This is a genomic window from Tardiphaga sp., from assembly GCF_028290495.1.
GTDB lineage: Bacteria > Pseudomonadota > Alphaproteobacteria > Rhizobiales > Xanthobacteraceae > Tardiphaga.
In genome coordinates this window covers 1-23,419 of the sequence record NZ_JAQGJT010000176.1, presented here as the reverse complement: position 1 = coordinate 23,419, position 23,419 = coordinate 1, and the positions used below count along the sequence as shown (strand labels likewise).

18 protein-coding genes are annotated in these 23,419 nt (G+C 64.7%); 8 read left to right on the top strand and 10 right to left on the bottom strand.

What is annotated here, in order from left to right; all coding sequences use genetic code 11:
* On the top strand, positions 1–883 hold an 883-nt coding region (locus JWQ24_RS26160; protein ID WP_299814752.1), incomplete at its 5' end, for an ABC transporter ATP-binding protein.
* A gap of 2 nt (positions 884–885) precedes the next feature.
* Positions 886–1,647, top strand: coding sequence for an ABC transporter permease (locus tag JWQ24_RS26155; protein ID WP_299814749.1), 762 nt, complete (start codon positions 886–888; stop codon positions 1,645–1,647).
* 60 nt (positions 1,648–1,707) lie between these two features.
* On the opposite strand, the gene JWQ24_RS26150 is transcribed toward JWQ24_RS26155, so the two are convergent.
* Positions 1,708–2,046, bottom strand: coding sequence for a hypothetical protein (locus JWQ24_RS26150; RefSeq protein ID WP_299814747.1), 339 nt, complete (start codon positions 2,044–2,046; stop codon positions 1,708–1,710).
* A 288-nt stretch (positions 2,047–2,334) separates the two neighbouring features.
* Between JWQ24_RS26150 and JWQ24_RS26145 the strand changes: the two genes are divergently transcribed.
* Complete coding sequence (locus JWQ24_RS26145; RefSeq protein ID WP_299814744.1) at positions 2,335–3,126, top strand: L,D-transpeptidase; 792 nt, start codon at positions 2,335–2,337, stop codon at positions 3,124–3,126.
* A 162-nt stretch (positions 3,127–3,288) separates the two neighbouring features.
* On the opposite strand, the gene JWQ24_RS26140 is transcribed toward JWQ24_RS26145, so the two are convergent.
* On the bottom strand, positions 3,289–5,544 hold the full coding sequence (locus tag JWQ24_RS26140; RefSeq protein WP_299814741.1) for a fused MFS/spermidine synthase: 2,256 nt from the start codon (positions 5,542–5,544) through the stop codon (positions 3,289–3,291).
* Between the two features lie 193 nt (positions 5,545–5,737).
* Here JWQ24_RS26140 and JWQ24_RS26135 point away from each other — a divergent pair, with 193 nt between their 5' ends.
* Both JWQ24_RS26135 and JWQ24_RS26130 read left to right on the top strand, forming a co-directional pair.
* Entirely contained in the window at positions 5,738–7,351 is a 1,614-nt protein-coding gene (locus JWQ24_RS26135) for an NAD(P)/FAD-dependent oxidoreductase (RefSeq protein WP_299814738.1), read from the top strand.
* Positions 7,352–7,629: 278 nt separating this feature from the next.
* The gene (locus JWQ24_RS26130; protein ID WP_299814735.1) at positions 7,630–8,526 is read left to right on the top strand and encodes a 50S ribosomal protein L11 methyltransferase; all 897 of its coding nucleotides are present in this window, start codon (positions 7,630–7,632) and stop codon (positions 8,524–8,526) included.
* Positions 8,527–8,530: 4 nt separating this feature from the next.
* On the opposite strand, the gene JWQ24_RS26125 is transcribed toward JWQ24_RS26130, so the two are convergent.
* Entirely contained in the window at positions 8,531–8,716 is a 186-nt protein-coding gene (locus JWQ24_RS26125; protein ID WP_299814732.1) for a hypothetical protein, read from the bottom strand.
* A gap of 188 nt (positions 8,717–8,904) precedes the next feature.
* Between JWQ24_RS26125 and JWQ24_RS26120 the strand changes: the two genes are divergently transcribed.
* Together JWQ24_RS26120 and JWQ24_RS26115 are read left to right on the top strand one after the other, a co-directional pair.
* Positions 8,905–10,743, top strand: a complete 1,839-nt coding sequence (locus JWQ24_RS26120) for an aminopeptidase P family protein (RefSeq protein ID WP_299814729.1) — start codon at positions 8,905–8,907, stop codon at positions 10,741–10,743.
* A 101-nt stretch (positions 10,744–10,844) separates the two neighbouring features.
* A complete protein-coding gene (locus tag JWQ24_RS26115; RefSeq protein WP_299814755.1) occupies positions 10,845–12,065 on the top strand; it encodes a multidrug effflux MFS transporter in 1,221 nt (406 codons plus the stop codon).
* Between the two features lie 903 nt (positions 12,066–12,968).
* Here JWQ24_RS26115 and ligA read toward each other — a convergent pair.
* On the bottom strand, positions 12,969–15,122 hold the full coding sequence (gene ligA, locus JWQ24_RS26110; RefSeq protein ID WP_299814726.1) for an NAD-dependent DNA ligase LigA: 2,154 nt from the start codon (positions 15,120–15,122) through the stop codon (positions 12,969–12,971).
* Positions 15,123–15,198: 76 nt separating this feature from the next.
* On the opposite strand from ligA, the gene JWQ24_RS26105 reads away from it, so the two are divergent.
* Positions 15,199–15,489 carry a GIY-YIG nuclease family protein gene (locus JWQ24_RS26105; protein ID WP_299814723.1) on the top strand — a complete coding sequence of 97 codons (291 nt, stop codon included), beginning with the start codon at positions 15,199–15,201 and terminating at the stop codon, positions 15,487–15,489.
* Positions 15,490–15,717: 228 nt separating this feature from the next.
* Here the strand turns inward: JWQ24_RS26105 and recN are convergent, their stop codons facing one another.
* The 6 genes from recN to JWQ24_RS26075 all read right to left on the bottom strand — a co-directional run.
* Positions 15,718–17,388, bottom strand: a complete 1,671-nt coding sequence (recN, locus tag JWQ24_RS26100) for a DNA repair protein RecN (RefSeq protein ID WP_299814720.1) — start codon at positions 17,386–17,388, stop codon at positions 15,718–15,720.
* 13 nt (positions 17,389–17,401) lie between these two features.
* Positions 17,402–18,292, bottom strand: coding sequence for an outer membrane protein assembly factor BamD (locus tag JWQ24_RS26095; RefSeq protein ID WP_299814717.1), 891 nt, complete (start codon positions 18,290–18,292; stop codon positions 17,402–17,404).
* Positions 18,293–18,517: 225 nt separating this feature from the next.
* Entirely contained in the window at positions 18,518–19,480 is a 963-nt protein-coding gene (gene lpxC / locus JWQ24_RS26090) for a UDP-3-O-acyl-N-acetylglucosamine deacetylase (RefSeq protein WP_299814714.1), read from the bottom strand.
* A 322-nt stretch (positions 19,481–19,802) separates the two neighbouring features.
* The gene (gene ftsZ, locus JWQ24_RS26085) at positions 19,803–21,551 is read right to left on the bottom strand and encodes a cell division protein FtsZ (protein WP_299814711.1); all 1,749 of its coding nucleotides are present in this window, start codon (positions 21,549–21,551) and stop codon (positions 19,803–19,805) included.
* A 98-nt stretch (positions 21,552–21,649) separates the two neighbouring features.
* Entirely contained in the window at positions 21,650–22,975 is a 1,326-nt protein-coding gene (gene ftsA / locus JWQ24_RS26080; protein WP_299814708.1) for a cell division protein FtsA, read from the bottom strand.
* A partial coding sequence (locus tag JWQ24_RS26075) for a cell division protein FtsQ/DivIB (protein ID WP_299814704.1) occupies positions 22,972–23,419 on the bottom strand: 448 nt, incomplete at its 5' end. The genes JWQ24_RS26075 and ftsA, both read right to left, overlap by 4 nt.

Sequence of the window (23,419 nt, the reverse complement as noted above, 5' to 3'; positions counted from 1 at the left end):
GACGGGCACGGAGGCCCTTCGGGGCGTGTCGCTCCAGATCGAGTCGGGCGAGTTCTTCGGCCTGCTCGGGCCGAACGGCGCCGGGAAGTCGACGCTGATCCACTGCACCACAGGGCTCGCCCAGCCGACGTCCGGGTCGATCCGCATCTTCGGCCACGACGCGATCGACCACTACGAGGAGGCGCGGCTCGCGGTCGGCCTCGCGCCGCAGGAGCCGAACGTCGACCACTTCCTCACGTGCGCGGAGACGCTCGACTACCACGGCGGCTACTTCGGGATGCCGCGCCGGGACAGGCAGGAGCGCTCGCGCGAGCTGCTCGACGCGTTCTCGCTGACGTCGAAGAAGGACGAGCGCACCCGCACGCTGTCCGGCGGCATGAAGCGCCGGGTGATGATCGCCAAGGCGCTTTCCCACGAGCCGCAGATCCTGTTCCTCGACGAGCCCACCGCCGGCGTCGACGTCGAATTGCGCAAGGGGATGTGGGAAGTGGTGCGCACGCTGCGCGCGGCTGGCGTCACCGTCATTCTCACCACGCATTACATCGAGGAAGCCGAGGAGATGGCCGACCGGATCGGCGTCATCAACAAGGGCGAGATCATCCTCGTCGAAGACAAGGCCACCTTGATGCAGCAGCTCGGCAAGAAGCGGCTGAAGCTGCATCTGCTGGGCAAGGTGACCGCGATCCCGCCGGGCCTCTCGGATTATAACCTCGAACTCACCGCCGATGGCGATCAGTTGATCTACACTTACGACACCAAGAGCGAACGCACCGGCATCACCAGCCTTTTGGGCGATCTGCGTGAAGCCGGCATCCGCTTCTCCGATCTCGACACCACGCAGAGCTCGCTGGAAGATATTTTTGTCAGCCTGGTGAGGAAATGACCATGAATTTCCGGGCTGTCCGCGCCATCTACATGTTCGAAATGGCGCGCACCTGGCGCACCGTGCTGCAAAGCATCGTTTCGCCTGTCATCTCGACCTCGCTGTATTTCGTGGTGTTCGGCGCCGCGATCGGCTCGCGCATCACCTCGGTCGAGGGCGTCAGCTACGGTACTTTCATCGTGCCCGGTCTGGTAATGCTGTCGGTGCTGACGCAAAGCATCGCCAACGCCTCGTTCGGCATCTATTTTCCGAAATTCACCGGTACGATCTACGAACTGCTGTCGGCGCCGGTGTCCTATATCGAGGTCGTGCTGGGTTATGTCGGCGCCGCCGCCACCAAGTCGATCGTGCTCGGCCTGATCATCCTGGCCACCGCCGGGCTGTTCGTGCCGCTGCATATCCTGCACCCGTGGTGGATGCTGACCTTCCTGGTGCTGACGGCGGTGACGTTCAGCCTGTTCGGCTTCATCATCGGCATCTGGGCCGACGGCTTCGAGAAGCTGCAGGCGATCCCGCTACTGGTAGTGACGCCGCTGACGTTTCTTGGCGGCAGCTTCTATTCGGTCAGCATGCTGCCGTCGGGCTGGCGCACGATCACGCTGCTCAATCCGGTCGTCTATCTGATCAGCGGCTTCCGCTGGAGCTTCTACGAAATCTCCGACGTCAGCATCGTGTGGAGCGTGACGATCACCCTGACGTTCCTGGCGATCTGCATGGCCACCGTGTGGTGGATCTTCAAAACCGGCTACAAGCTGAAGAACTGACCAGATACGCAAAACGGCCCGGACAATGTCCGGGCCGCTTGGTCTCAAGCCTGATTATTCTTAGCGATAGCAGCGGAAGTGACCGCGACGGTCGCGGTAGCCACGGCATTCGCGGCCGCGTCCATAGCCGCGATCGGGAATGCCGAGCACGCCCTTGACGCCACCGACGGCCGCACCGAGCCCGAGGCCAACGGCACCGCCAACTGCGCCGCCGATCGGTCCTGCAGCCCGGTTACCGTCGCGAACGCCCTGATTGGCGCCCTGCTCGGCGCCGCGGAAAACACCCTGCGCCTGCGCGAAATGCGGAATGACGAGCAGCGCCATTGCGCCGACCATCACGGCCAGGCGCGACTTGATGGAGGACGAACGCATCGGCAGAACGGCTGTCTTGGTCTTCATTTCAAAATGTCCCTGTGGAGGCGGCGAATCCGCCCGGCTGGTCTTGTGGGATGGCAACATCCAGCAAGGGAACCGGTTCCATTTTCATTTTGTAAGGGCTCGATTGGTGCGTTGCCCGGAGTCGCCACCCGACACGGCCATGGTTTGGCCTGCTCGCGGTCCCGTTTTGGCTCTGCCAGCGCATTAAGGATGCACGAAAGTGTCACTGGCAACCGGCTACCCCGATAGGCCATATTGCTGCCGGGACGGCAGGTGGTTCAACAAGTTGCGGCCCGGAGGTCAGGTAAGATGCGTTCGTTGTTGGTAGGCCTGATCGGCCTCACGTTTGTCGCCGCCGGCAATGCCGCGCAGGCCAAGGTCGCCATCACCGTCGACAAGGACAACCAGCAGATGACCGTCGCCGTCGATGGCGTCGAGAAGTACCGCTGGCCGGTGTCGTCCGGCGATCCCGCGCATGAGACGCCCGGCGGCACGTACCAGACTTTCCGGATGGAAGAAGACCACTACTCCAAGGAATTCGACGAAGCGCCGATGCCGAACGCGATCTTCTTCACCAAACGCGGCCATGCCATCCACGGCACCGATTCCGTCAATCGCCTGGGCAGCCCGGCCTCCCATGGCTGCGTGCGCCTTTCCCGCGCAAATGCCGCGACCCTGTACGCGCTGGTGAAGACCGACGGACTGCTGACCACCTCCGTCACGCTGACAGGATCGGCGCAGGTCGCGCTGGCGCGCAATCCGCGCCCGGCCAAGCCGTCCGCCGTCGCCCGCCGCCAGGTCGCCCCGGCCGAGCCGTCCTATGACGCCGCCGGCAATCCGGTCGAACTGGTGCCGCAGCCGGTGGCGCCGAGCCGCCGCGTGCAGCGCCAGGTCGTGCAGCAGGATGACCGCTACATCTATCCGGCGGACGGTAGTGACACCGGCCAGCGTTATCCCGCCCCTCCCGGCTATCGCCGCATGACCGAAGCCGAGACCCAGCAGTATTACGCCGGCCGCGGCTATGCACCGCAACAGCAGCAGCAATACTACGCGCCGCGCCCCTACCAGCCGCGCGGCCTGTTCGGCGGCTATCAGGACTGAGGTTACTTCGCCTCGCTATCGTTCCCCGGATGCTGCGCAGCGCGTCCGCCTTCGGGCGTGGTGCGTTGCTGATGCGGGGTCCATCGCTTCTGGCAGAGAAAGCATGGAGTCCCGGATCTGCGGAGCAGCGTTGCACCGCGTCCGGGACATGAGATCAAAGCCCTATTCCCCCTCACGCAGCCGCCGCCAGACGGCTCCGAGCACGTTGCTATAGTCGTCGGTCCATACCCGCTCGCCGTCTTCCGGCTCGGTCAACGCCCATTTGGATGACGTCGCCAATGTGCCTACGTCGTCGGCCGAACGCGCCGAGATCACCACATTAGTCGAGAAGATATATTCGGCGTCGCGGCCGGAATCCTCGTTGAACACCCAGCTCTTGAGGTCGTTGGCGTCGGCGATGCCGACCACCACGCTGGCCAGTTCGAGATGGCGGTTGGAGACATGCATCACCACGGCGCCATGCGGCGCCAGCTTGTCCTTGTAGATTTCCATCGCCTCTTCTGTCGCCAGATGGATCGGGATGGCATCCGACGAATAGGCATCCACGATGATCATGTCGTAGATGCCGTCGGGTTCGCGCGCGAAGGTCAGACGCGCGTCGCCGATCACCGGCTTCATGTCCGGCTCGCATTTCGAGACGTAGGTGAAGTATTTCGGATCCCGGGCGGTATCGACCATCGTCTGGTCGATCTCGAAGAACTTCCAGTCCTCGCCGGGCTGCGAGGCACAGGCCAGCGAGCCTGAGCCGAGTCCGATTACTGCGACGCGAAGTGGGCCACCCTTGCGCGCGCGCATTGCGGCGATGGCGTCACCGATGCCGCCGTCCTTGTGATAATACGAGATCGGCTCCGGCCGCCCGGTGACCGGCGTGCCGTCGTCGTTCAGCACCTTCTCGGCGCCGTGGATCGTCGTGCCGTGCATCAGCACGTGGTACTGACCGTTGGTCGTCACTACGATCTTGTGGACGCCGAAGAAGCTGCGCACGGTCTCGACCCGGCCGTCATCGGCCGGATAGACGCGGATCATCACCAGCGCCAGCACGACGATGGCCAGCAACCGGGCGCGGTTGATCCTCAGCAGCACCGCCAGGATCATGATGACCACGGCGATACCCTTGATGACGCCGACGCGGTTGTCATCCATCCAGGAGAACATCTTGCCGGTGGTCCAGGCCGGGCCGATCAGCACCACCGCGGCAATAGCGAGCAACAGCCAGTACCATCCGGTGTACTTGGCAAAGCGCTCCTCGCCGGACGGGCGGCACAGCACCGCCAGCGCGATCAGGATCGGATACTCCGCGATCCACGAAAACGTAAACGGCGCGATCAGCCCGGCGAACAGGCCGCCGACCATGCCGCCGAACGACAGCGCGACATAATAGCCGGTGAGATGCTTTGCGGCGGGCCGCGCACTCGCGAGTTCGCCGTGGCAGGCCATCGCGATGATGAAGAAGCACAGCAGATTGCCGCCGAGCGTCAGCAACAGGTTCTGCTCGCCGCCGATCGCCAGCAGCACGATCACCACCGCGATCGCCACCGGCTGCGCCAGCAGCATCCACTTGTGCGGCAGCAGCGGCCGCGACTGGAACACCAGCACCCACGTCAGCAGATACAGCGACAACGGCATCACCCACAGCAGCGGTGCGGACGCGATGTCGGTCGAGATATGCGCGGTGACGGCGATCAGCAGGCCGGACGGCACCGCGGCGAGGAATATCCAGCGCGCGCGCAACGCCCATGAGGGCGCCGGCGCATCGGCCTCACCTTCGCCCGGCGCGGCGACGACCAAGGCCGGCGACTTCAGCAGCAGCACGCCGCAGCCGGCGATCAGCAGGATCAGCAGGCCGTAGCCTGATGTCCAGATCATGTTCTGGGTGCGCAGCGAGAACATCGGCTCCAGCAACACCGGATAGGACAGCAGCGCCAGAAAGCTGCCTATGTTGGACGACGCATAGAGAAAATACGGATCGTTGCCTTGCGGATGGCCGGTGCGCACGAACCACGCCTGCAGCAACGGATTGTTGGCGGCGAGCGCGAAGAACGGCAGGCCGATCGACACCATGAACAGGCCAAGCAGCCAGAACGCATAGCCGCTCGCCGGCGGATCGCCGAAGCTGGATGAGATCGACAGCGGCAGCGTCAGCAGCGCCACCGCCAGCAGCAGCAGGTGGATCACCACCGGCATCACCCGGCTGCGCAGCTGCATCAGATAGTGCGCATAGGCGTAGCCACCGAGCAGCAGCGACTGGAAGAAAACCATCGCCACCGACCACACCGCCGGCGAGCCGCCGAGCCGCGGCAGCACCATCTTGGTGAACAGCGGCTGCACCGAGAACAGCAGCAGCGCGCTGGTGAAGATCGCGGCGGTGTAGACAATCAGGATCAGGCGATGGCGGGCAGGAGCGGCTGGCAACGTCATGAAAGCTCCGGCTTGGATTCGGCAGGCGCCGAGGCTTCGAAAGCCGGCGCGTCGCCGGACGCCGGAATGGAGCATAGGATACCACGGGGAGCAATGCGGCCTGCCTCCGGAACCAAAATCATGATCCCCACCCTTGTGCCAGGCGACCGCGTCTTCGATAAAGGTGTCCCTAGCAGAGGGTGTTGACGTTCCCATGTCAGAGATCAGCTCAGAGATCGACGTCCTGATCATCGGCGCCGGCCATAACGGCCTGACCTGCGCCACCTATCTCGCGATGGCCGGGTTGCGCGTGAAGGTCGTCGAGCGACGCCACGTGGTCGGCGGCGCTGCGGTGACGCAGGAGTTTCATCCGGGCTTCCGCAATTCGGTCGCGGCCTACACCGTCAGCCTGCTCAATCCGAAAATCGCAGCCGACCTCAGACTGCATGAGCACGGCCTGCGCATCGTCGAACGCAAGGCGCAGAATTTCCTGCCGGCGCCGGACGGCAGCCACCTGCTCACCGGCGAGGGCCGCACCCACCAATCTCTCGCCAAACTCAGTCCGCGCGACGCCGACCGGCTCGATGCCTTCACCGGCGAACTCGAAGTCATCGCCGACGTGCTGCGGCAATTCGTGCTGCGCGCGCCGCCCAACCTCGTGCAGGGCTTTGGGCTGGGCGGCATCTCCGAAGCGATCAACGCGCTCGGCACCGCGAATGTGCTGCGCGGCCTGACCATGGAGCGGCAGCGCATGCTGCTCGACCTGTTCACCGCATCCGCCGGCGAGATGCTGGATGACATCTTCGAGAGCGACCTGATCAAGGCGCTGTTCGGCTTCGACGCGATCGTCGGCAACTATGCCAGCCCCTATGCGGCAGGTTCCGCTTACGTGATGCTGCATCATGCTTTCGGCGAGGTGAACGGCAAGAAGGGCGTGTGGGGCCACGCGATCGGCGGCATGGGCGCGATCACGCAGGCGATGGCCGCGGCGGCGCGCAGCTACGGCGTCGACATCGTGACCGACAACGGCGTGCGCGAAGTCCTGGTCGAGCGCGACCGCGTCGTCGGCGTCATCCTCGACAATGGCGAGAGCGTGCGCACCAAATACGTCGCGTCCAACGTCAATCCGAAGCTGCTCTACACCCGGCTGATGCCGGCCGATGCCTTGCCGAAGCCGTTCCTCGATCGCATCACGAACTGGCGCAACGGCTCCGGCACGTTTCGCATGAACGTGGCGTTGAACGCCCTACCCTCGTTCAGCGCCTTGCCCGGCAATGGGGATCACCTCAGCGCCGGCATCATCATGGCGCCGAGCCTCGATTACATGGACCGCGCCTGGCTGGACGCCCGGCAATACGGCTGGAGCCGCAAGCCGGTAGTCGAACTCCTGATCCCGTCCACGCTCGACGATTCGCTCAGCCCGCCCGGCCAGCACGTCGCCAGCCTGTTCTGCCAGCACGTCGCCCCCGTCCTGCCGGACGGCACATCCTGGGACGACCATCGCGACGAAGTGGCCGACCTGATGATCGCGACGGTAGATGGTTACGCGCCGGGCTTCAAAGCCAGCGTGATCGGCCGCCAGGCGCTGACGCCGCTGGATCTGGAACGCGATTTCGGCCTGCTGGGCGGCGATATCTTTCACGGCGCGCTGAGCCTGAACCAGCTGTTCTCGGCACGCCCGATGCTCGGCCACGCCGATTACCGCGGGCCGCTGAAGGGCCTGTACCACTGCGGCTCCGGCGCCCATCCCGGCGGCGGCGTCACCGGCGCGCCCGGCCACAATGCCGCGAGGGCGATCCTGCGGGATCATCGGGCGTTGTTCGGGTAGGACGGCGTCGGGCGGTCCTGGCTGTCATTCCGGGCTGCGCTGCAGACGGCGAAGCCGGCGGGAGCGCAGCCCGGAATGACAACTCTGTTGAAAACCCTGTGCAAACCTTGTGGAAAACCCCGCGGATATCCTGTGCCAAGCCTGCGCGCTCCCGGTGCAAAATCCCTGCACAGCATGGTGCGGAAGCATGGCATAAGCGGCGTATAGAGCTGTGACCAAGCCATGCTTGGCGTGCGCGCAACCTGTGAATGCCCTTCAACGACCGTTTCGGACTTTTCATGACCGCCATCATCACCCCCGCCACCACCCGCGCCTTGTTTGCGATCGGCACCGAGGCCGCCGCCAAGCGTGTTGTCGATCTGCTCAATGAGAGCTTTGACGACGGCCAGGCGGCGATCGCCGCGTTCGAGCGGCCGGACGGGCGCTGGGATATCAGCGTGCATTTCGCCGAGCCGCCGGTCGAGGATGCGATCCGCGAACTGGTCGCCCTCGCCTCCGACGAGGAAGTCGCCCGCAGCATCGTGTTCGATACCGTCGAAGCCAAGGACTGGGTCGCCGAAAGCCTGGAAGGGCTGGCGCCGGTGCGCGCCGGCCGCTTCATCGTCCACGGCCAGCACGACCGCGACAAGGTGCCGCCGAACAAGCTGGGCATCGAGATTGAGGCTGCACTGGCGTTCGGCACCGGTCATCACGGCACCACGCGCGGCTGCCTGCTGTTTCTGGACTACGTGCTGCGCTCGAAGTCGCCGAAGCGGGTGCTGGATCTGGGTTCGGGTACCGGCGTGCTGGCGATCGCCGCCGCCAAGGCGCTGAAGCGCCGCGTGCTGGCGACCGATATCGACCCGGTTTGCGCCGTGGTCGCACGCGAAAATGCGCGACTCAACGGCGTCGGTAATCTCGTGGAATCGGTCTGCGCCACCGGCTTCGCCTCGCCGGCCTTCGGCGAGAAGGCCCCGTTTGATCTGGTGCTAGCGAACATCCTTGCCAACCCGCTGCGGCAGATGGCGACGCAGATGGCCGCGCATCTGGCGCCGTCAGCGCACATCATCCTGTCCGGGCTGCTGCCGCATCAGGCGATGAGCGTCATCGCCGCCTATCGCGCACGCAACATCACATTGCTGAGGCATCAGCAGATCGAAGGCTGGAGCAGCCTCCTGATGCAGCGCGCGGGCTGATCTTCTAGGCGGGATCGGGCTTGTCGCGACGTGCCAGGATGGCCTGTTCGATGCGTTCCGCCCGCTGCACGCGGGCTTCGACGAAACGTCCGAGCACCTGGACGATGACGCCGCGCTGCTTGGTTTCAATCGGTGGCAAAGGACCGCGGCGTACCGGCGGGGAGATCTTCTCGAACGTAAAAGCAGGCATTGTGTATCCCCTCTTCGTTGAGTTGAAACACTCTGGATGGCCGAGCAGTCACACCGACAACCGAAGCTGCGGCGTGACGTTCCAGCCGATTGAACATGCACACCAGAATTCAAGCATGATCTATGCCAAATTGCGCAACCCTGCCCTTCGATTGCAGCGGCGGCGACGCCCACCTAGGATGACGAACGATGTTCGAAGCCCATTTTCAGACCTTTGAGGACCCCGAGGGCGGCGTGGCGTTGACCGCGCGGCTGGCGGCGTTTCGCGAGGAATTGCTGCGCGCCCGGCTGACCGGCTTCGTGATTCCCCGCGCCGATCAGCAGCAAAACGAATATGTACCGCCGTCCGACGAGCGCCTGGCCTGGCTCACCGGCTTCACCGGATCGGCCGGCATGGCGATCGCGCTGCTGCACGAGGCCGCGGTATTCGTCGACGGCCGCTACAAGCTGCAGGCGGCACAGCAGGTCGATAAAAAAGCATGGAGCGTCGAATCGCTGATTGAGCCGCCGCCGGAACAGTGGCTCGGCGAGCACCTGAAAGCCGGAGACCGCCTCGGATTTGATCCGTGGCTGCACACTTTTGCGGCAGCGGAACGGCTGGCCGCGGCCTGCGCCAAGGCCGGTGCGGAGCTGGTCGCGGTCGACAGCAATCCGCTCGACGCGGTGTGGACCGAACGGCCGGCGTCACCGCTCGGCGCGGTCACGGTCCACGGGATCGAATTTGCCGGCGAAACGGAGGCCGACAAGCTTGACCGGATCCGCGCCGAAATCGCCAGGCTCAAGGTCGACGCGCTGGTGCTGTCGGATTCGCACGCGGTGGCCTGGACCTTCAACATCCGCGGCGCCGACGTGTCGCATACGCCGTTGCCGCTGTCCTATGCCTTGGTGCCGAAGGACGGCCGCCCCACCATCTTCATCGATCACCGCAAACTGTCCAACAGCACCCGCGCGCATCTCGAAGCCAGCGCCGAAGTAATGGAGCCGGACGCGCTGACGGCGACACTGACAACGCTGGCGCAGAAAGGCGCGTCGATCGCGCTCGACAACGCCACCGCCGCGGATGCGCTGAGCCGGCTGATCGCGTCGAACGGTGGCCGGCCGGTGCGATCCAGCGATCCGGTCGCGCTGCTCAAGGCTGTAAAAAACCCAATCGAGATCAAGGGCACGCAGACCGCGCATCGCCGCGACGCCGTGGCGCTGGCGCGCTTCCTCGCCTGGATCGACCGAGAGGCGCCGAAGGGCGGGCTGTTCGAGATTGACACCGTCGAAGCGCTGGAAACCTTCCGCCGTGACACCGGCGCGTTGAAGGACGTCTCGTTTCCGACCATCGCCGGCACCGGGCCGAACGGCGCCATCGTGCATTACCGCGTCACCCGCAAAACCAATCGCCGCATCGCCGTGGGCGACCTGCTGCTGATCGATTCCGGCGCGCAATATGAAGACGGCACCACCGACGTCACCCGCACCATTGCGATCGGCGAACCGACCGACGAAATGCGCGACCGCTTCACCCGCGTGCTGCGCGGCCATATCGCGATTGCGCGCGCGGCGTTTCCCGATGGCACCTCCGGCGCGCAGCTCGATACCTTGGCGCGGCAGTTCCTGTGGCACGCCGGTCTCGATTTCGCGCACGGCACCGGCCACGGCGTCGGCAGTTACCTGTCGGTGCATGAAGGCCCCGCGCGGATTTCCAAGCTCGGCACCACGCCGCTCAAGCGTGGCATGATCCTGTCCAACGAACCCGGCTACTACAAGGCCGACGCGTTCGGCATCCGCATCGAGAATCTCGAACTGGTCGTCGAAGCACACATCGACGGCGCCGAGCAGCCGATGAATGAATTCCAGACGCTGACGCTGGCGCCGATCGATCGCCGGCTGATCAATGCCGGCCGCATCAGCCTGCGCGAACTCGCCTGGATCAACGACTACCATGCCCGCGTCCGCCGCGAGGTCATGCCCCTGCTCGACGACGAAGCGACGCGGGTCTGGCTCCAAGCCGCGACCGAACCGCTGGCGCACGCGAAATAACAACAAGAACAAGAATAACAACAAGAACAAGAAAGCCCGATGTGAACGGCACGACGCCTGCGACGAAGACGCCACCGATCGACCATTCGACCTCGCGGGTGATGCTGCTGTTGCTGGTGGCGATGACCGGCGTCGCGCCGATCTCGCTCTATATGCTGGTGCCGGCGCTGCCGGTGCTGGCGCGCACCTTCGACAGCGACATCTCGATCGCGCAGATGACGGTGTCGCTGTACATGGTCGGCCTCGCCTTCTCGCAGCTGATCATGGGGCCGCTGTCGGACCGCTTCGGACGACGGCCGGTGCTGCTTGCCGGGCTCGGCCTGATGGTGGCCGCCGGCATCGGCAGCATTTTTGCGGACACGCTGCCGCAGCTGATCGCGGCGAGATTCTTTCAGGCGCTCGGCGGCGCCACCGGCATGGTGATGAGCCGCGCCATCATCCGCGACCTCTATCCGCGCGAGCGCGTCGGCGCGATGATCAGCCTGGTGATCGCGGTGATGATGATCGCGCAAATGCTGAGCCCGCTGGCCGGCGGATTGCTCGAGATCGGCTTCGGCTGGCGCTCGATATTCTACACCGTCACCGTCGCCTCCCTGCTGGTCACGCTCGGCATTGCCTGGCTGCTGCCGGAGACGCACCGCAGCGGCGCACACGCGGCCGGCAGCGGCTTCATCTCCGACGTCCGCGTGCTGTCGAAGAGCCGCGCCTTCATTGGCTACATGCTGTGCCAGGTGCTGGCGTCGTCGATCATCTTCACTTTCGCCGGCGGCGGGCCGTATGTCGTGGTGACCCAAATGGGCCGCAGCAGCGCCGAGTACGGCGCGTGGTTCGCGACCACCGGCTTCGCGTATCTGATGGGCAACGTGTTCTGCGTGCGCTTCGCGCCACGGCGTTCGCTTGAGCAACTGATCTGGTTCGGCCTCGCGCTGCAACTGATCGGCGCGGTTCTCAATGTCGTCTGGGGCATCACCGGATTGAATCAGGCGCCGGCCTGGCTGTTCGTGACGCAGATGCTGGTGATGTTCGGCAACGCCTTCGTGATGTCGAACTCCGCCGCCGGCGCGCTGAGCATCCGCCCGCAGGCGGCGGGTTCGGCGTCGGGAATGATGGGTTTCCTGCAGATGGGTTTCGGCTCGCTGTGCTCGCAATTCGGCGCGTATCTCGGCGGCCATTTCCAAACCGCCGTCCCGCTCAACATCGCCATCGTCATCCTCTCGCTCGGCTGCGCCAGCGCGATGATCTTCCTGGTCCCGCGCGGCGGCGTGGTGGCGACGGAAGCAATGATCGAAAAGGCGGAGGGGGAAGAGACGGGGCTGTTGTAGCGATCACCTTTCCAGTCTCCGGAGGTCGTGAGCGTTTACGCACAGTCCGTTATCATCGTCATGACCGGACCTGGTCCGGCCATCCACGCCTTCGCCTGCTGCCAGGACGTGGATACGCGGGACGAGCCCGCGCATGACGGCGGATAGGGCTGAGATTCAATTGTCAAACAGCCACGGCTCTGAAACACGGGTGTGCATTCTCGCGGCGCTTACGCGCCCGAGTTTTGCGCATTCCTTCCACCCTCTCCAAAAAGAGAGCGCGCGGAACGCCGGGTGCCCGATGCACCCTTGGGCCTGACGCCATGCCGTAGTCGGCAAGTCGTAAAAACGTCAGGACTTTCGGACAATCGGACAGACCGACGTTCCGCACGCGATGGGTTTAGGGCTCGCTCCGTGTCACCCCCTGGTGCCCGACCAGCTTTAGCGCACCATCCATGATCCAGGACGAGGATCGGGGCCAACACGACTTGGGCCGTTCGCAGGTTGGATGCGTTCGTCCGTTCGCACAGTTCGACGCGTGTCCGCTTGTAGGCGATCTGGTCTTCCGCCGGAGTGGTGTGCTCCCGCATCGAACCGTCCCGCCCGTGGGCCAACCCATGTCAAACCGCGCGGCCGCCGCATCTCCGGCGTCCACCGCATCCCGCCCCACGACCGTGACGATCGCGCTCGCCCCTCTCATCGGGGCAGGACGCTCAGGATATTAATCCTTCTAGGTATATAGTCAATATACTGAGAAAAAATGTTTGGTGCAGCCCAATCCGCCCCCGTTATTCCGGGCGGAGCCGGCGCCAGCCGGCCGCGCGCCCGGAATCCGAATATGTTTTGCGCTGAACATTCCGGGATTCCGGGCTCGCATTGCAGCGGCTCCGCCGCTTTCATGCATTCCGGAATGACGATTGACGCCTACCCGCCGATCAGCGCCAGCCACTCGTCTTCGGTCAGCACATTAACGCCGAGGTCGCGCGCCTTCTTCAGCTTCGAGCCGGCATCCTCGCCGGCCACCACATAGTCGGTCTTCTTCGACACCGAACCGGCCACCTTGGCGCCGAGCCGTTCGGCGCGGGCCTTGGCCTCGTCGCGGGTGAACTTCGTCAGCGAACCGGTGAACACCACGGTCTTGCCGGCGACGGCGGTGTCGGATTTGGCCTGCTCGACATCAAGCACCTCGATCTCGTCGAGCAGTTCGCCCAGCGCCTCGACGTTGCGTTGCTCGGCGAAGAACTCGACCACCGCATCCGCCACGATCTTGCCGACGCCGCCGATATTGTTGAGGTCCTGATAGGCTTCCGAGATATTACCCGACCCCTGCTCCCCGGCGGCGGCGGCGAGCATCGCCGTGCGAAACGCATCCAGGCTGCCATAGTGTCGCGCCAGAAGTTTCGCGTTGCCCTCGCCGATGTGGCGGATGCCCAGCGCGAAGATGAAGCGGTTCAGCTCGATCCTGCGCCGCGCGTCGATGGCGCCGAACAGGTTGCGGACCGAGACTTCGCCGAATCCCTCGCGGTCAATGATCTTCTTCGTCGCGCGCGCATCGCGCTTCTGCAACGTGAAGATATCGACCGGATGCATGATCAGGCCGTCGTCGTAGAATTCCTGGATCTGCTTGTCGCCGAGGCCGTCGATATCGAAAGCCAGCCGCGAGACGAAATGCCTGAGCCGCTCGACCGCCTGCGCCGGGCAGATCAGCGCGCCCGTGCAGCGCGTGACGACCTCGCCGTCCTCGCGCACGGCGTGGCTGCCGCAGGCCGGACATGTGGTCGGGAATTCAAAGGGCTTGGCATCAGCGGGCCGCTTGTCGAGGATCACGCTGACGATCTGCGGGATCACATCGCCGGCGCGCTGGATGACGACGGTATCGCCCTCGCGGATATCGACGCCGTCGCGCAGCGGTTGGCCGTCATTGCCGATGCCCTTGATGTAATCCTCGTTGTGCAGCGTGGCGTTCGCGACCACGACGCCGCCGACGGTAATCGGGGTCAACCGCGCCACCGGCGTCAGCGCGCCGGTGCGGCCGACCTGGATGTCGATTTTCTCCAGCACCGTGGTGGCCTGCTCTGCGGCGAATTTATGCGCGATCGCCCAGCGCGGCGCACGGCCGGCAAAGCCGAGCCGCGCCTGCCAGTCGATGCGATCGACCTTGTAGACCACGCCGTCGATGTCGTAGCCGAGCGACGCACGCTCGGTGCCGACCTTGCGATAGAAGGTCAGCGCGTCCTCGACACTGGCGCAAAGCGTGATCAACGGATTGACGGTGAAGCCAGCCTTTTTCAGCCAGTCGAGCATGCCGTGCTGCGTCGGCTCTTCCATCGGATAGTCCGACATCTCACCCCAGGCATAGGCAAAGAATTTCAGCGGCCGCGATGCCGTGACCGCGACGTCCTTCTGGCGCAGCGAACCGGCAGCGGAATTGCGCGGATTGGCAAACGGATCTTCGCCGGCTTCGACCTGGCGCTGGTTGAGCGCGAGGAAGTCGCTCTTGAGCATGTAGACCTCGCCGCGCAATTCGCAGGCGGCGGGAATGGCGCTGCCCTTCAACGTGGTCGGGATATCGCCGATGGTACGAACATTCGCCGTGACATCCTCGCCGGTGGAGCCGTCGCCGCGGGTCGCGGCGCGCACCAGTTCGCCGTTCTCGTAGCGCAGCGACAACGAAAGACCGTCGATCTTCGGCTCGGCGACAATCGCCGGCACCTCATCGAGTTTCAGAAAACGCTGGATGCGCTCAACGAATTCAGCGACTTCCTCGTCGGTGAAGGCATTGCCGAGCGACAGCATCGGCACCGCATGTTGTACTTTCGCGAAGGCGCGCGAGGGCGCAGCGCCCACGGTCTGCGTCGGCGAATTGCCGGCGACGAGTTCGGGAAATTTGGCTTCGATCTCCTCTACGCGGCGACGCAACGCGTCGTATTCGGCATCGGCAATCTTCGGCGCGTCGTTTTGATAGTAAGCGACGTTGTGCGCCTCCATCACGAGCGTCAGCCGCATCAGCTCGACCTTGGCTTTGGCCTTGGTGAGGGTGGCGAGGTCGGGGGCGGACGGTTTTGCTGTCTTGGCCATGATTGACGCTAATGTTTTGTCGTTCCGGGATGGTCCCACTTGGGACCAGACCCGGAATCCCGAGATGGAGGGGGAGATGAAATCCTACTACGTCTATATTCTAGCGAGCCGGCGGGAAGGTCCAATTTACGTCGGAATAACCAGCGACCTCGTGCGCCGGGTCTATGAGCATCGCATCAAGGCGGTGCCGGGCTTCACGTCGCGATACAACATTACACGTCTCGTCTGGTTCGAAGTCTACGACGATCCGCTTACGGCTATCGCACGCGAAAAGGAATTGAAGAAGTGGCGGCGGGCGTGGAAGATCGCGCTGATCGTGCAAGGAAATCCGGAATGGAATGATCTCTACGACGAGATTTGCTCTTAACATTCGTCATTCCGGGGTGGGAGCAGCGACAGCTGCGAGCGAACCCGGAACGACCTTCCACTGTCATTCCGGGGCGGGAGCAGCTTGCTGCGAGCGAACCCGGAACCCCGAGATGTTTTCCGTCCTGCAGCAAGGCGCATGTGCACTTCTGGGTTCCGGGTTCGCTCGCCCTGACGGGCTCGCGCCCCGGAATGACAGTTTGGGTCAGGTCACACCCCTGACCCGGGATCAGGCCGCCCCGCGCAGCAGGCGATCCGCCGCCGCTCTGGCTTCCGCCGTAATCTCCGCACCGGCCAGCATGCGGGCAATTTCCTCGCGGCGGGGAGCGGCGTCCAATGTATTGACGCTGGTGGCGACGCGCTTGCCCTTGTCCAGCGCATCCTTGGAAATCAGCAGATGCTGGTCGGCCCGGGCGGCCACCTGCGGTGCATGGGTCACGGCCATCACCTGGACCTTGCCGGCGAGCCGCGCGAGCCGCGCGCCGATCGCATCGGCCACCGCGCCGCCGACGCCTGTGTCGATCTCGTCGAACACCAAAGTCGGCGCCGAGCCCTTGTCGGACAGCACCACCTTGAGCGCCAGCAGGAAGCGCGACAACTCGCCGCCGGAGGCTACCTTCATCATGGGACCTGCGCGGGTGCCGGGATTGGTCTGGACCCAGAACTCGACGCGGTCGATGCCCTGCGGACCCGGACTGGCCGCATCCGATTCGACCTGGGTCATGAACCTGGCGCGCTCCAGCTTGAGCGGCGCCAGTTCGGCGCAGACCGCCTTGTTGAGCTTCTCGGCCGACTTGATGCGCGCCAGCGAAAGCTTGGATGCTGCTGCGCTGTATTTACCGTCGGCGGTGGCGGCGGCGTTCTCCAGCCCCTGCAACTGGCCCGCGCCGGCGTCGATGGTCGCGACATCCGAGATGAATTTCGCAGCCAGAGCGGCCAAGCCGTCGACCGGCGTCGAGTATTTTCGCGCCGCAGCACGCAATGCGAACAGCCGTTCCTCGATGCGCTCCAGTTCGCTGGGGTCGAAATCGGTGGCAATCAAAGCGGCGGTGAGATGCTGATCGGCCTCCTCCAGCGCGTTGATGGCAACGTCGATCGCCTTCACCGCGGGTTCGACCAGCGCCGGCGAGGAACCTGCACGGCGCTCCAGCCGGCGCACGGCTGCGGCCAGCGTCGAGATCGGCGAATGGTGGCCGGAGACGGCGTCCTGCGCCTCGCGCAGATCGGCGGCGATCTTCTCGCCCTGCATCATGCCGGTGCGGCGATCCGCCAGCGCGGTTTCTTCGCCGTCCTTCGGCTTCAGCTTCTTCAACTCGTCGGCGGCGTGGCGCAGGTAATCGGCGTCGCGAGCGGCGCGCTCCATATTGGCGCGGTGCGCCTCCAGCGTGGCATAGGCTACCTTGCGGGCTTCCCACAGGCTTTCCAGCGCGACCACGTCCTTGTCCAGCCCGGCAAAGGCATCGAGCAGCCGGCGATGGGTGGCGGCATCCACCAGCGCGCGCTCGTCGTGCTGGCCGTGAATCTCGACCAAAGCCGCGCCGACCGCCTTCAGCGTCTGCACGGAGGCGGACTGGTCGTTGATGAAAGCGCGGGTGCGGCCGTCGGCGAGCTGCACGCGGCGCAGGATCATCTCGCCGGTGTCTTCAAACCCGTTGGCGGCGAGAATCGCCAGTGCCGGATGGCCTTTGGCCAGGTCGAACACCGCGGTGACGTGGCCCTGCTCGACGCCGTGGCGAACGAGGCCCGCATCGCCACGACCGCCCAGCGCCAGGGCGAAGGCATCGAGAAGAATGGATTTACCTGCGCCGGTCTCGCCGGTCAGCACCGCAAGACCGCGGGCGAACTCGATATCGAGCCGTTCGATCAGGACGATGTCACGGATCGAAAGACGGGCCAGCATGGGAGTTCAGTTCCTAACCGAGGCCAAATCGCTTGAAGGCCTTACTCAGGTAAGAACCCTTGTTCTCGCTCGGCTCGAGACCGCCGGACTTTACAAGATTGTAGGCGTCTTTGTACCACTTGCTGTCAGGAAAGTTGTGGCCAAGCACAGCGGCGGCGGTCTGCGCCTCGCCGACGATGCCGATCGCCATATAGGCCTCGGTCAGGCGCGCCAGCGCTTCCTCGACATGCCGGGTGGTCTGGTATTGCGTGACCACGGTCTTGAAGCGATTGATGGCGGCGGTGTAGTCGCGCTTGTCCATGTAATAGCGCCCGACCGACATTTCCTTGCCGGCCAGCTGGTCGCGCGCGCCCTCCAGCTTCTTCTTGGCGGAGGTGGCGTATTCCGACTGCGGATATTTGCGCACCACTTCCTCGAGCGCAGCCATCGCCTTTTCGGTGCGGCCCTGGTCGCGGGAAATGTCCGGGATCTGGTCGTAATGCGAGGCAGCGATCAGATACTGCGCATAGGCCGCATCCGGGCTGCTGGGATGCAGCGTAACGTAGCGCGTCGCCGAGCCGATGCAGGTGTCGTAATCGCCGGCCTCGTAGGCGGCATAAGACGACATCAGCAGCGATTTGCGTGCCCAATCCGAATACGGATGCTGGCGATCGACTTCCTCGAACTTCTTCGCCGCAGCCTTCGGGTCCTTGCTCTGGTTCATGAGGTACAGGCCCTCATTGTAGAGCTTGTCCGCGGGCTCCTCGACGAAAGTCTCGTCCTTGCTGGCGAACTTGTCCCACAGCGCGCCGGTGCCGCAGCCGCTCAGCGGCACAGCCAGTGCGATCAGGCCCAAAGCCTGCCACAGCCGGCGGCCGAAGCCGTCGAGAGAGTTGCGATGTCCGAGCGTACGCTGTGCCGACATAGATGAAGACCTGACGCCTTTGATGCGGTGCCCCGCGGGTATCCCGCGCGCGATCACGGACCAACCGGCAACCTGCCCGTGGTTCGCTGCTGACCGCGCGCCTGTTTAGCCTGATAAAGTCCGTTAACCAACCGGATACGCAGCCAATTCGCCGGGATTAAGGCGAAGGGGGCGACAATACAACGGGTTATGGTTACCGGGGATAACGGAGAGACGCGAGGCGTCTCAGGAAACGTCGGGGCCGAACGCCGGGGCGATCATGCCGCCCAGCATGCCGCTGGCGATCTCGGCGGTGCGCGGACGGCGGGCGGCCACCTGATCGGCATCGACGATCTTCCAGGCGCTGCGATCCGCCATCAGAGCAGTGAGAACGGCGTTGTTGAGCTTGTGGCCGCCGCGGACCGACTTGAAGGCACCGAGCAGCGGCAGTCCGGCCAGAGCGAGGTCGCCGACGACGTCGAGCACCTTGTGACGGACGCATTCGTCGGAGAAGCGCAGGCCTTCGGTGTTGAGCAGGCGGTTGTCGTCGAACACCACCGAATTGTCGAACGAGGCGCCGAGCGCAAAACCGGCGCTCCACAGGCGGGTGACGTCATTCATGCAGCCGAAGGTGCGGGCGCGCGCGATGTCGCGCCGGAAGCTCTGCGGATTGAGGTCGAGGACGTAGTTCTGACGGCCGATCACGGGATTGGCGAAATCGATTTCGACTTCGGCACGGAAGCCGGCGGCGTGGGGACGGAGTTCACCAAACGAGTCGCCGATCGCGACCTGCACCGGCTTGAGAACCTGAATGAAGCGGCGGCGGGCGGCCTGCTCGACGATGCCGGCCTGATCGATGGCGGCGACGAAGGCGGCGGCGGAGCCGTCCATGATTGGCACTTCCGGCCCATCGACTTCGATGGTGGCGTTATCGACGCCCATGCCGCGCAAGGCTGCAAGAACGTGTTCGGCGGTAGAAACCAGCGGGCCGTCGCGGTCGCCAAGCACGGTGGCGAAGGCAGTGGCGGTAACGGATTTGGCGTTGGCGGTGATTTCGCGGTCCGGGCCATCGAGGCCAGTACGGACAAAAATAAACCCGGCATCGACAGGCGCGGGTGAGAGGGTCAGACTGACAGGCAAACCGGAATGGACGCCGACACCGTTAACGGTGGCTTGCGACCAAAGCGTTGTTTGACGACTGAATTTCATTCTAACCCCACCTGCGACTCAATCAGTTCTGCCGACCGGCGTCTCTGAAGTCCCCGAGTCGCGGCAACCATACCGGCTGCCACAAAGTGCGCCAACTCACGCTTTTTTACCGATTGTTACCCAACGTCTGCCGCATTCGGGCCAAGCGTTGACCCAATTTGCCACAGTATTCGCACGCTTCAATTGCACATCAATCCGGCAACACATAATTAATGGTGTAAATTCAAATGCTTAACGAATAGTTCGATGGCGCAATGCAGTAAGAAAAAAGGCCCCGGCATTAATGCCGGGGCCTTTGTCGTCGTCATGATTGTAACAAAACTCAGTTGGTCTGGCGGCGCAGGAACGCCGGGATATCGAGATGGTCGTCACCCTGTGGCGCGGGAGCCACAGGTGCCGGACGGCCATGCGAATCCAGCCCCTGCGGCGCCGGACGGCGAGCGTATTCGGATACCGGTTCGTTACCCATCTGCTGCGACACGGAGCGCTGCGGCTTGCGCTCGGGCAGCGGCGGCATCGGGGCCATCGCGGGCGCCTGACGGGCCGGCTCGGAGTCCTCTTCACGACGGCCGAGGCCGACATTGGCGAGGCGCTGCAGCAACGACATCCGGACCTTCTGCGGTTCGTCTTCCGAGGTCTCGCCGCGGGCCTGGCGGATCTCGTTCTGCGCGGTCATCGGCAGCTCGTCGAACTTCGGCATGCGGGGTGCGCGTACCGGGGCACGCTCGGCGGCCTGCGGAATGAACTGCTCCGGCGGCGCCGGCTCATGGGCTTCCATGCGCGGGGCGGTTTCCGGGAACAGCGACGGCTTCTGCGCGATCGGACGCACGGTCACGTCGCCATAGGAAGCCGGCTGGCTGGAGACCCGGGCGACCGGTTGGTGGGCTTCCGGGGAAACCGCAGCGGCGATCGCAGCCAAAGCGGCGCGTTCGTGGTTGTTGGCCGGTGCGCGCGGCGCGTCGGTCTTCTGCGCCGAGGTGGCGACGGCGCGCTGGTTGTCGGCGCGCAGCTTGGCGGTGAGGTCGGCGAGGCGGCCGTCCGGGCCGGCGGGGGCTGCGACCGCATTGGTCGTGGCGCCAGCGGGGGCTGCGGTATTGCGCAGCGTCGACTGGTCGATGCCGGTCGCGACCACGGAGACGCGGATCACGCCGTCGAGGGTCTCGTCGAAGGTCGCGCCGACAATGATGTTGGCGTCGGCATCGACTTCCTCGCGGATGCGGGTAGCGGCTTCGTCGACTTCGAACAGCGTCAGGTCCTTGCCGCCGGTGATCGAGATCAGCAGGCCACGGGCGCCCTTCATCGAGGAATCATCGATCAGCGGGTTGGCGATCGCGGCTTCGGCGGCGGTCAACGCACGCTTCTCGCCGGAGGCTTCGCCGGTGCCCATCATCGCCTTGCCCATCTCACGCATCACGGCGCGAACGTCGGCGAAGTCGAGGTTGATCAGGCCTTCCTTGACCATCAGGTCGGTGATGCAGGCAACGCCCGAGTACAGCACCTGATCGGCCATCGCGAAAGCGTCGGCGAAGGTGGTCTTCTCGTTGGCGACCCGGAACAGGTTCTGGTTCGGGATGATCAGCAGCGTGTCGACCACCTTGTGCAGCTCGGCAATGCCGGCTTCGGCGGTGCGCATGCGGCGCTGGCCTTCAAAGTGGAACGGCTTGGTGACGACGCCGACGGTGAGGATGCCCATATCGCGCGCGGTCTTGGCGATCACGGGAGCCGCACCGGTGCCGGTGCCGCCGCCCATGCCGCAGGTCACGAACACCATGTTGGCGCCCGACAGGTGATCGCGAATCTCGTCGATCACTTCCTGTGCGGCGGCAGCGCCGACGTCCGGCTGCGAACCGGCGCCGAGACCCTGCGTCACCACGGTGCCCATCTGAACAATGCGCTGCGCCTTCGACATGGTCAGCGCCTGCGCGTCGGTGTTGCCGACCACGAAATCAACGCCCTGCAATCCGGCGGTGATCATGTTGTTGACGGCGTTGCCGCCAGCGCCGCCGACACCGAACACGGTGATGCGGGGCTTGAGTTCGGCGATATCCGGGGGGGTAAGGTTAAGTGTCATGTGATTGCCTCTCGATTACGCGCGCGTTGTCTGGTCATGCCGACGGCCGGAGGCCGAAAGCGTTGAAATTGAAAAAGGGATCGATTGAAAACGGGTCATCAGAATCCTTCGCGAAGCCATCGCCCGACCTTTCCGAAATAGCCGTCGCCAGTGCCGGTCTTGAGCTGCCGGGTGTAACGCGGCTCGACATGCTCAAGATGAGCGAATTGCGGATAGACCAGCAGGCCCGACGGCACCGCGAACGATGCGCTCTTGGCCTCGACAGGCAGCCGGCCGAAACCGAGCGGACGCCCGATGCGAACCGGACGGCCGAGAATCTGGCTGCCGAGTTCGGCCAGACCGGTGAGCTGCGACGCGCCGCCCGACAGCACGACGCGCGCACGCGGCTCTGCTGCAAACGGCGAATCTGCCAGCCGGTCCCTGACCATTTCAAAAATCTCCTCGGCACGCTGCCGTACGATGTTGGCGATGGTGGCGCGGGTCACGACCTGCGGAAAATCGCGATCGTTGTCACCGGCCGCCGGCACGTTCATCACTTCGCGCGCATCGGATCCACCAGTTAGTACCGTGCCATATAACGTCTTGATTCGCTCGGCATCTGCGATGCAGCAACCGAGGCCGCGCGCGATATCCATGGTGATGTGTTGCCCGCCGACCGCAAAGCCCGACGCGTGCACGAAGCGGCCGCCGGAATAGATCGCGATCGTCGTGGTCCCTGCCCCCATCTCGACGACGGCAGCGCCAAGATCAGTCTCGTCGTCGGTGAGAACGGAGAGTCCGGCGACATAGGGCGCCGCCGCCATCGCCTCGACGTTGAGGTGGCAGCGTTCGACGACCAGCATCAGATTGCGCGCGACGGTGGCATCGGCGGTGACGACGTTCATGTCGACGCCGAACTGACTGGCCACCATGCCCTTGGGATCGCGGATGCCCTTGACGCCATCGAGCGCATAGCCGACCGGCAGAGCGTGCAACACGGTGCGGCCCTGCGGCGTGGCGTGCTTCATGCCGGTGGAAGTGACGCGGGTGACGTCGGCAGCGGTGACGGCACTGCCTTTGATGTCGGCAGAGGCTTCGATCAGCTGGCCCTGCAGGCGGCCGGCGGACACCGAGAGCAAAACAGATTCGACGCGCGCCTTGGCCATGCGCTCGGCCAGCGAAACGGCCTGACGCACCGCCTGCTCGCATTCGCCCATATCGACGACGGCGCCGGACTTGACGCCGCGCGACTGGATCTGGCTGTAGCCGATCAGCTCGACGGCATGCGTGCGGCCGCGCAGCGCTTCGTTCGGCGGGCACGGCTTGAGGCGCGCGATCATGCACGCGATCTTGCTGGTGCCGACATCCAGCGAGGCCACCAGCGCGGTGCGGTTGGCGGCCATCTGGCGCGTCTTCGGCGCCTGGTTGCGATCGAGGCTGGTCATGCGGCACCAGCCTTCTTCTTGTTCTTGTCTTTATCCTTGTTGAACAGCTCTTCGCGCGCCTTGGCGGCGTCTTCCGAGAGCCGCACCGTCAGCCGGTCCGAAAGCCTCATGTCGATGGCGACGATATCACGCGAGAACAAATGATCTTCCTTGTCGAGCTTGCTCAGCATCGCCAGCGCGTTGCCGACGTCGTTTTCCGGCAGGCGCACGTCGAGCCCGTCCTTCAAACGCAAATTCCAGCGCCGTTCGCCGACGAAGATCGCGGCCTTGGTGACCGAGCGGACCTGCGGATAGCGATCCAGCAGCGCCAGGAAATCCTTGGCGCGGGTGTCGGCGCCCTTGCCGACCACGAGCGGCAGCGAGGTAAAGCGGCGCGAAACATAAGTCTCCAGCACGGCGCCGTCGTCGGCGACGACGGACAGGCGGCCGTCCTGCTGCCACAGC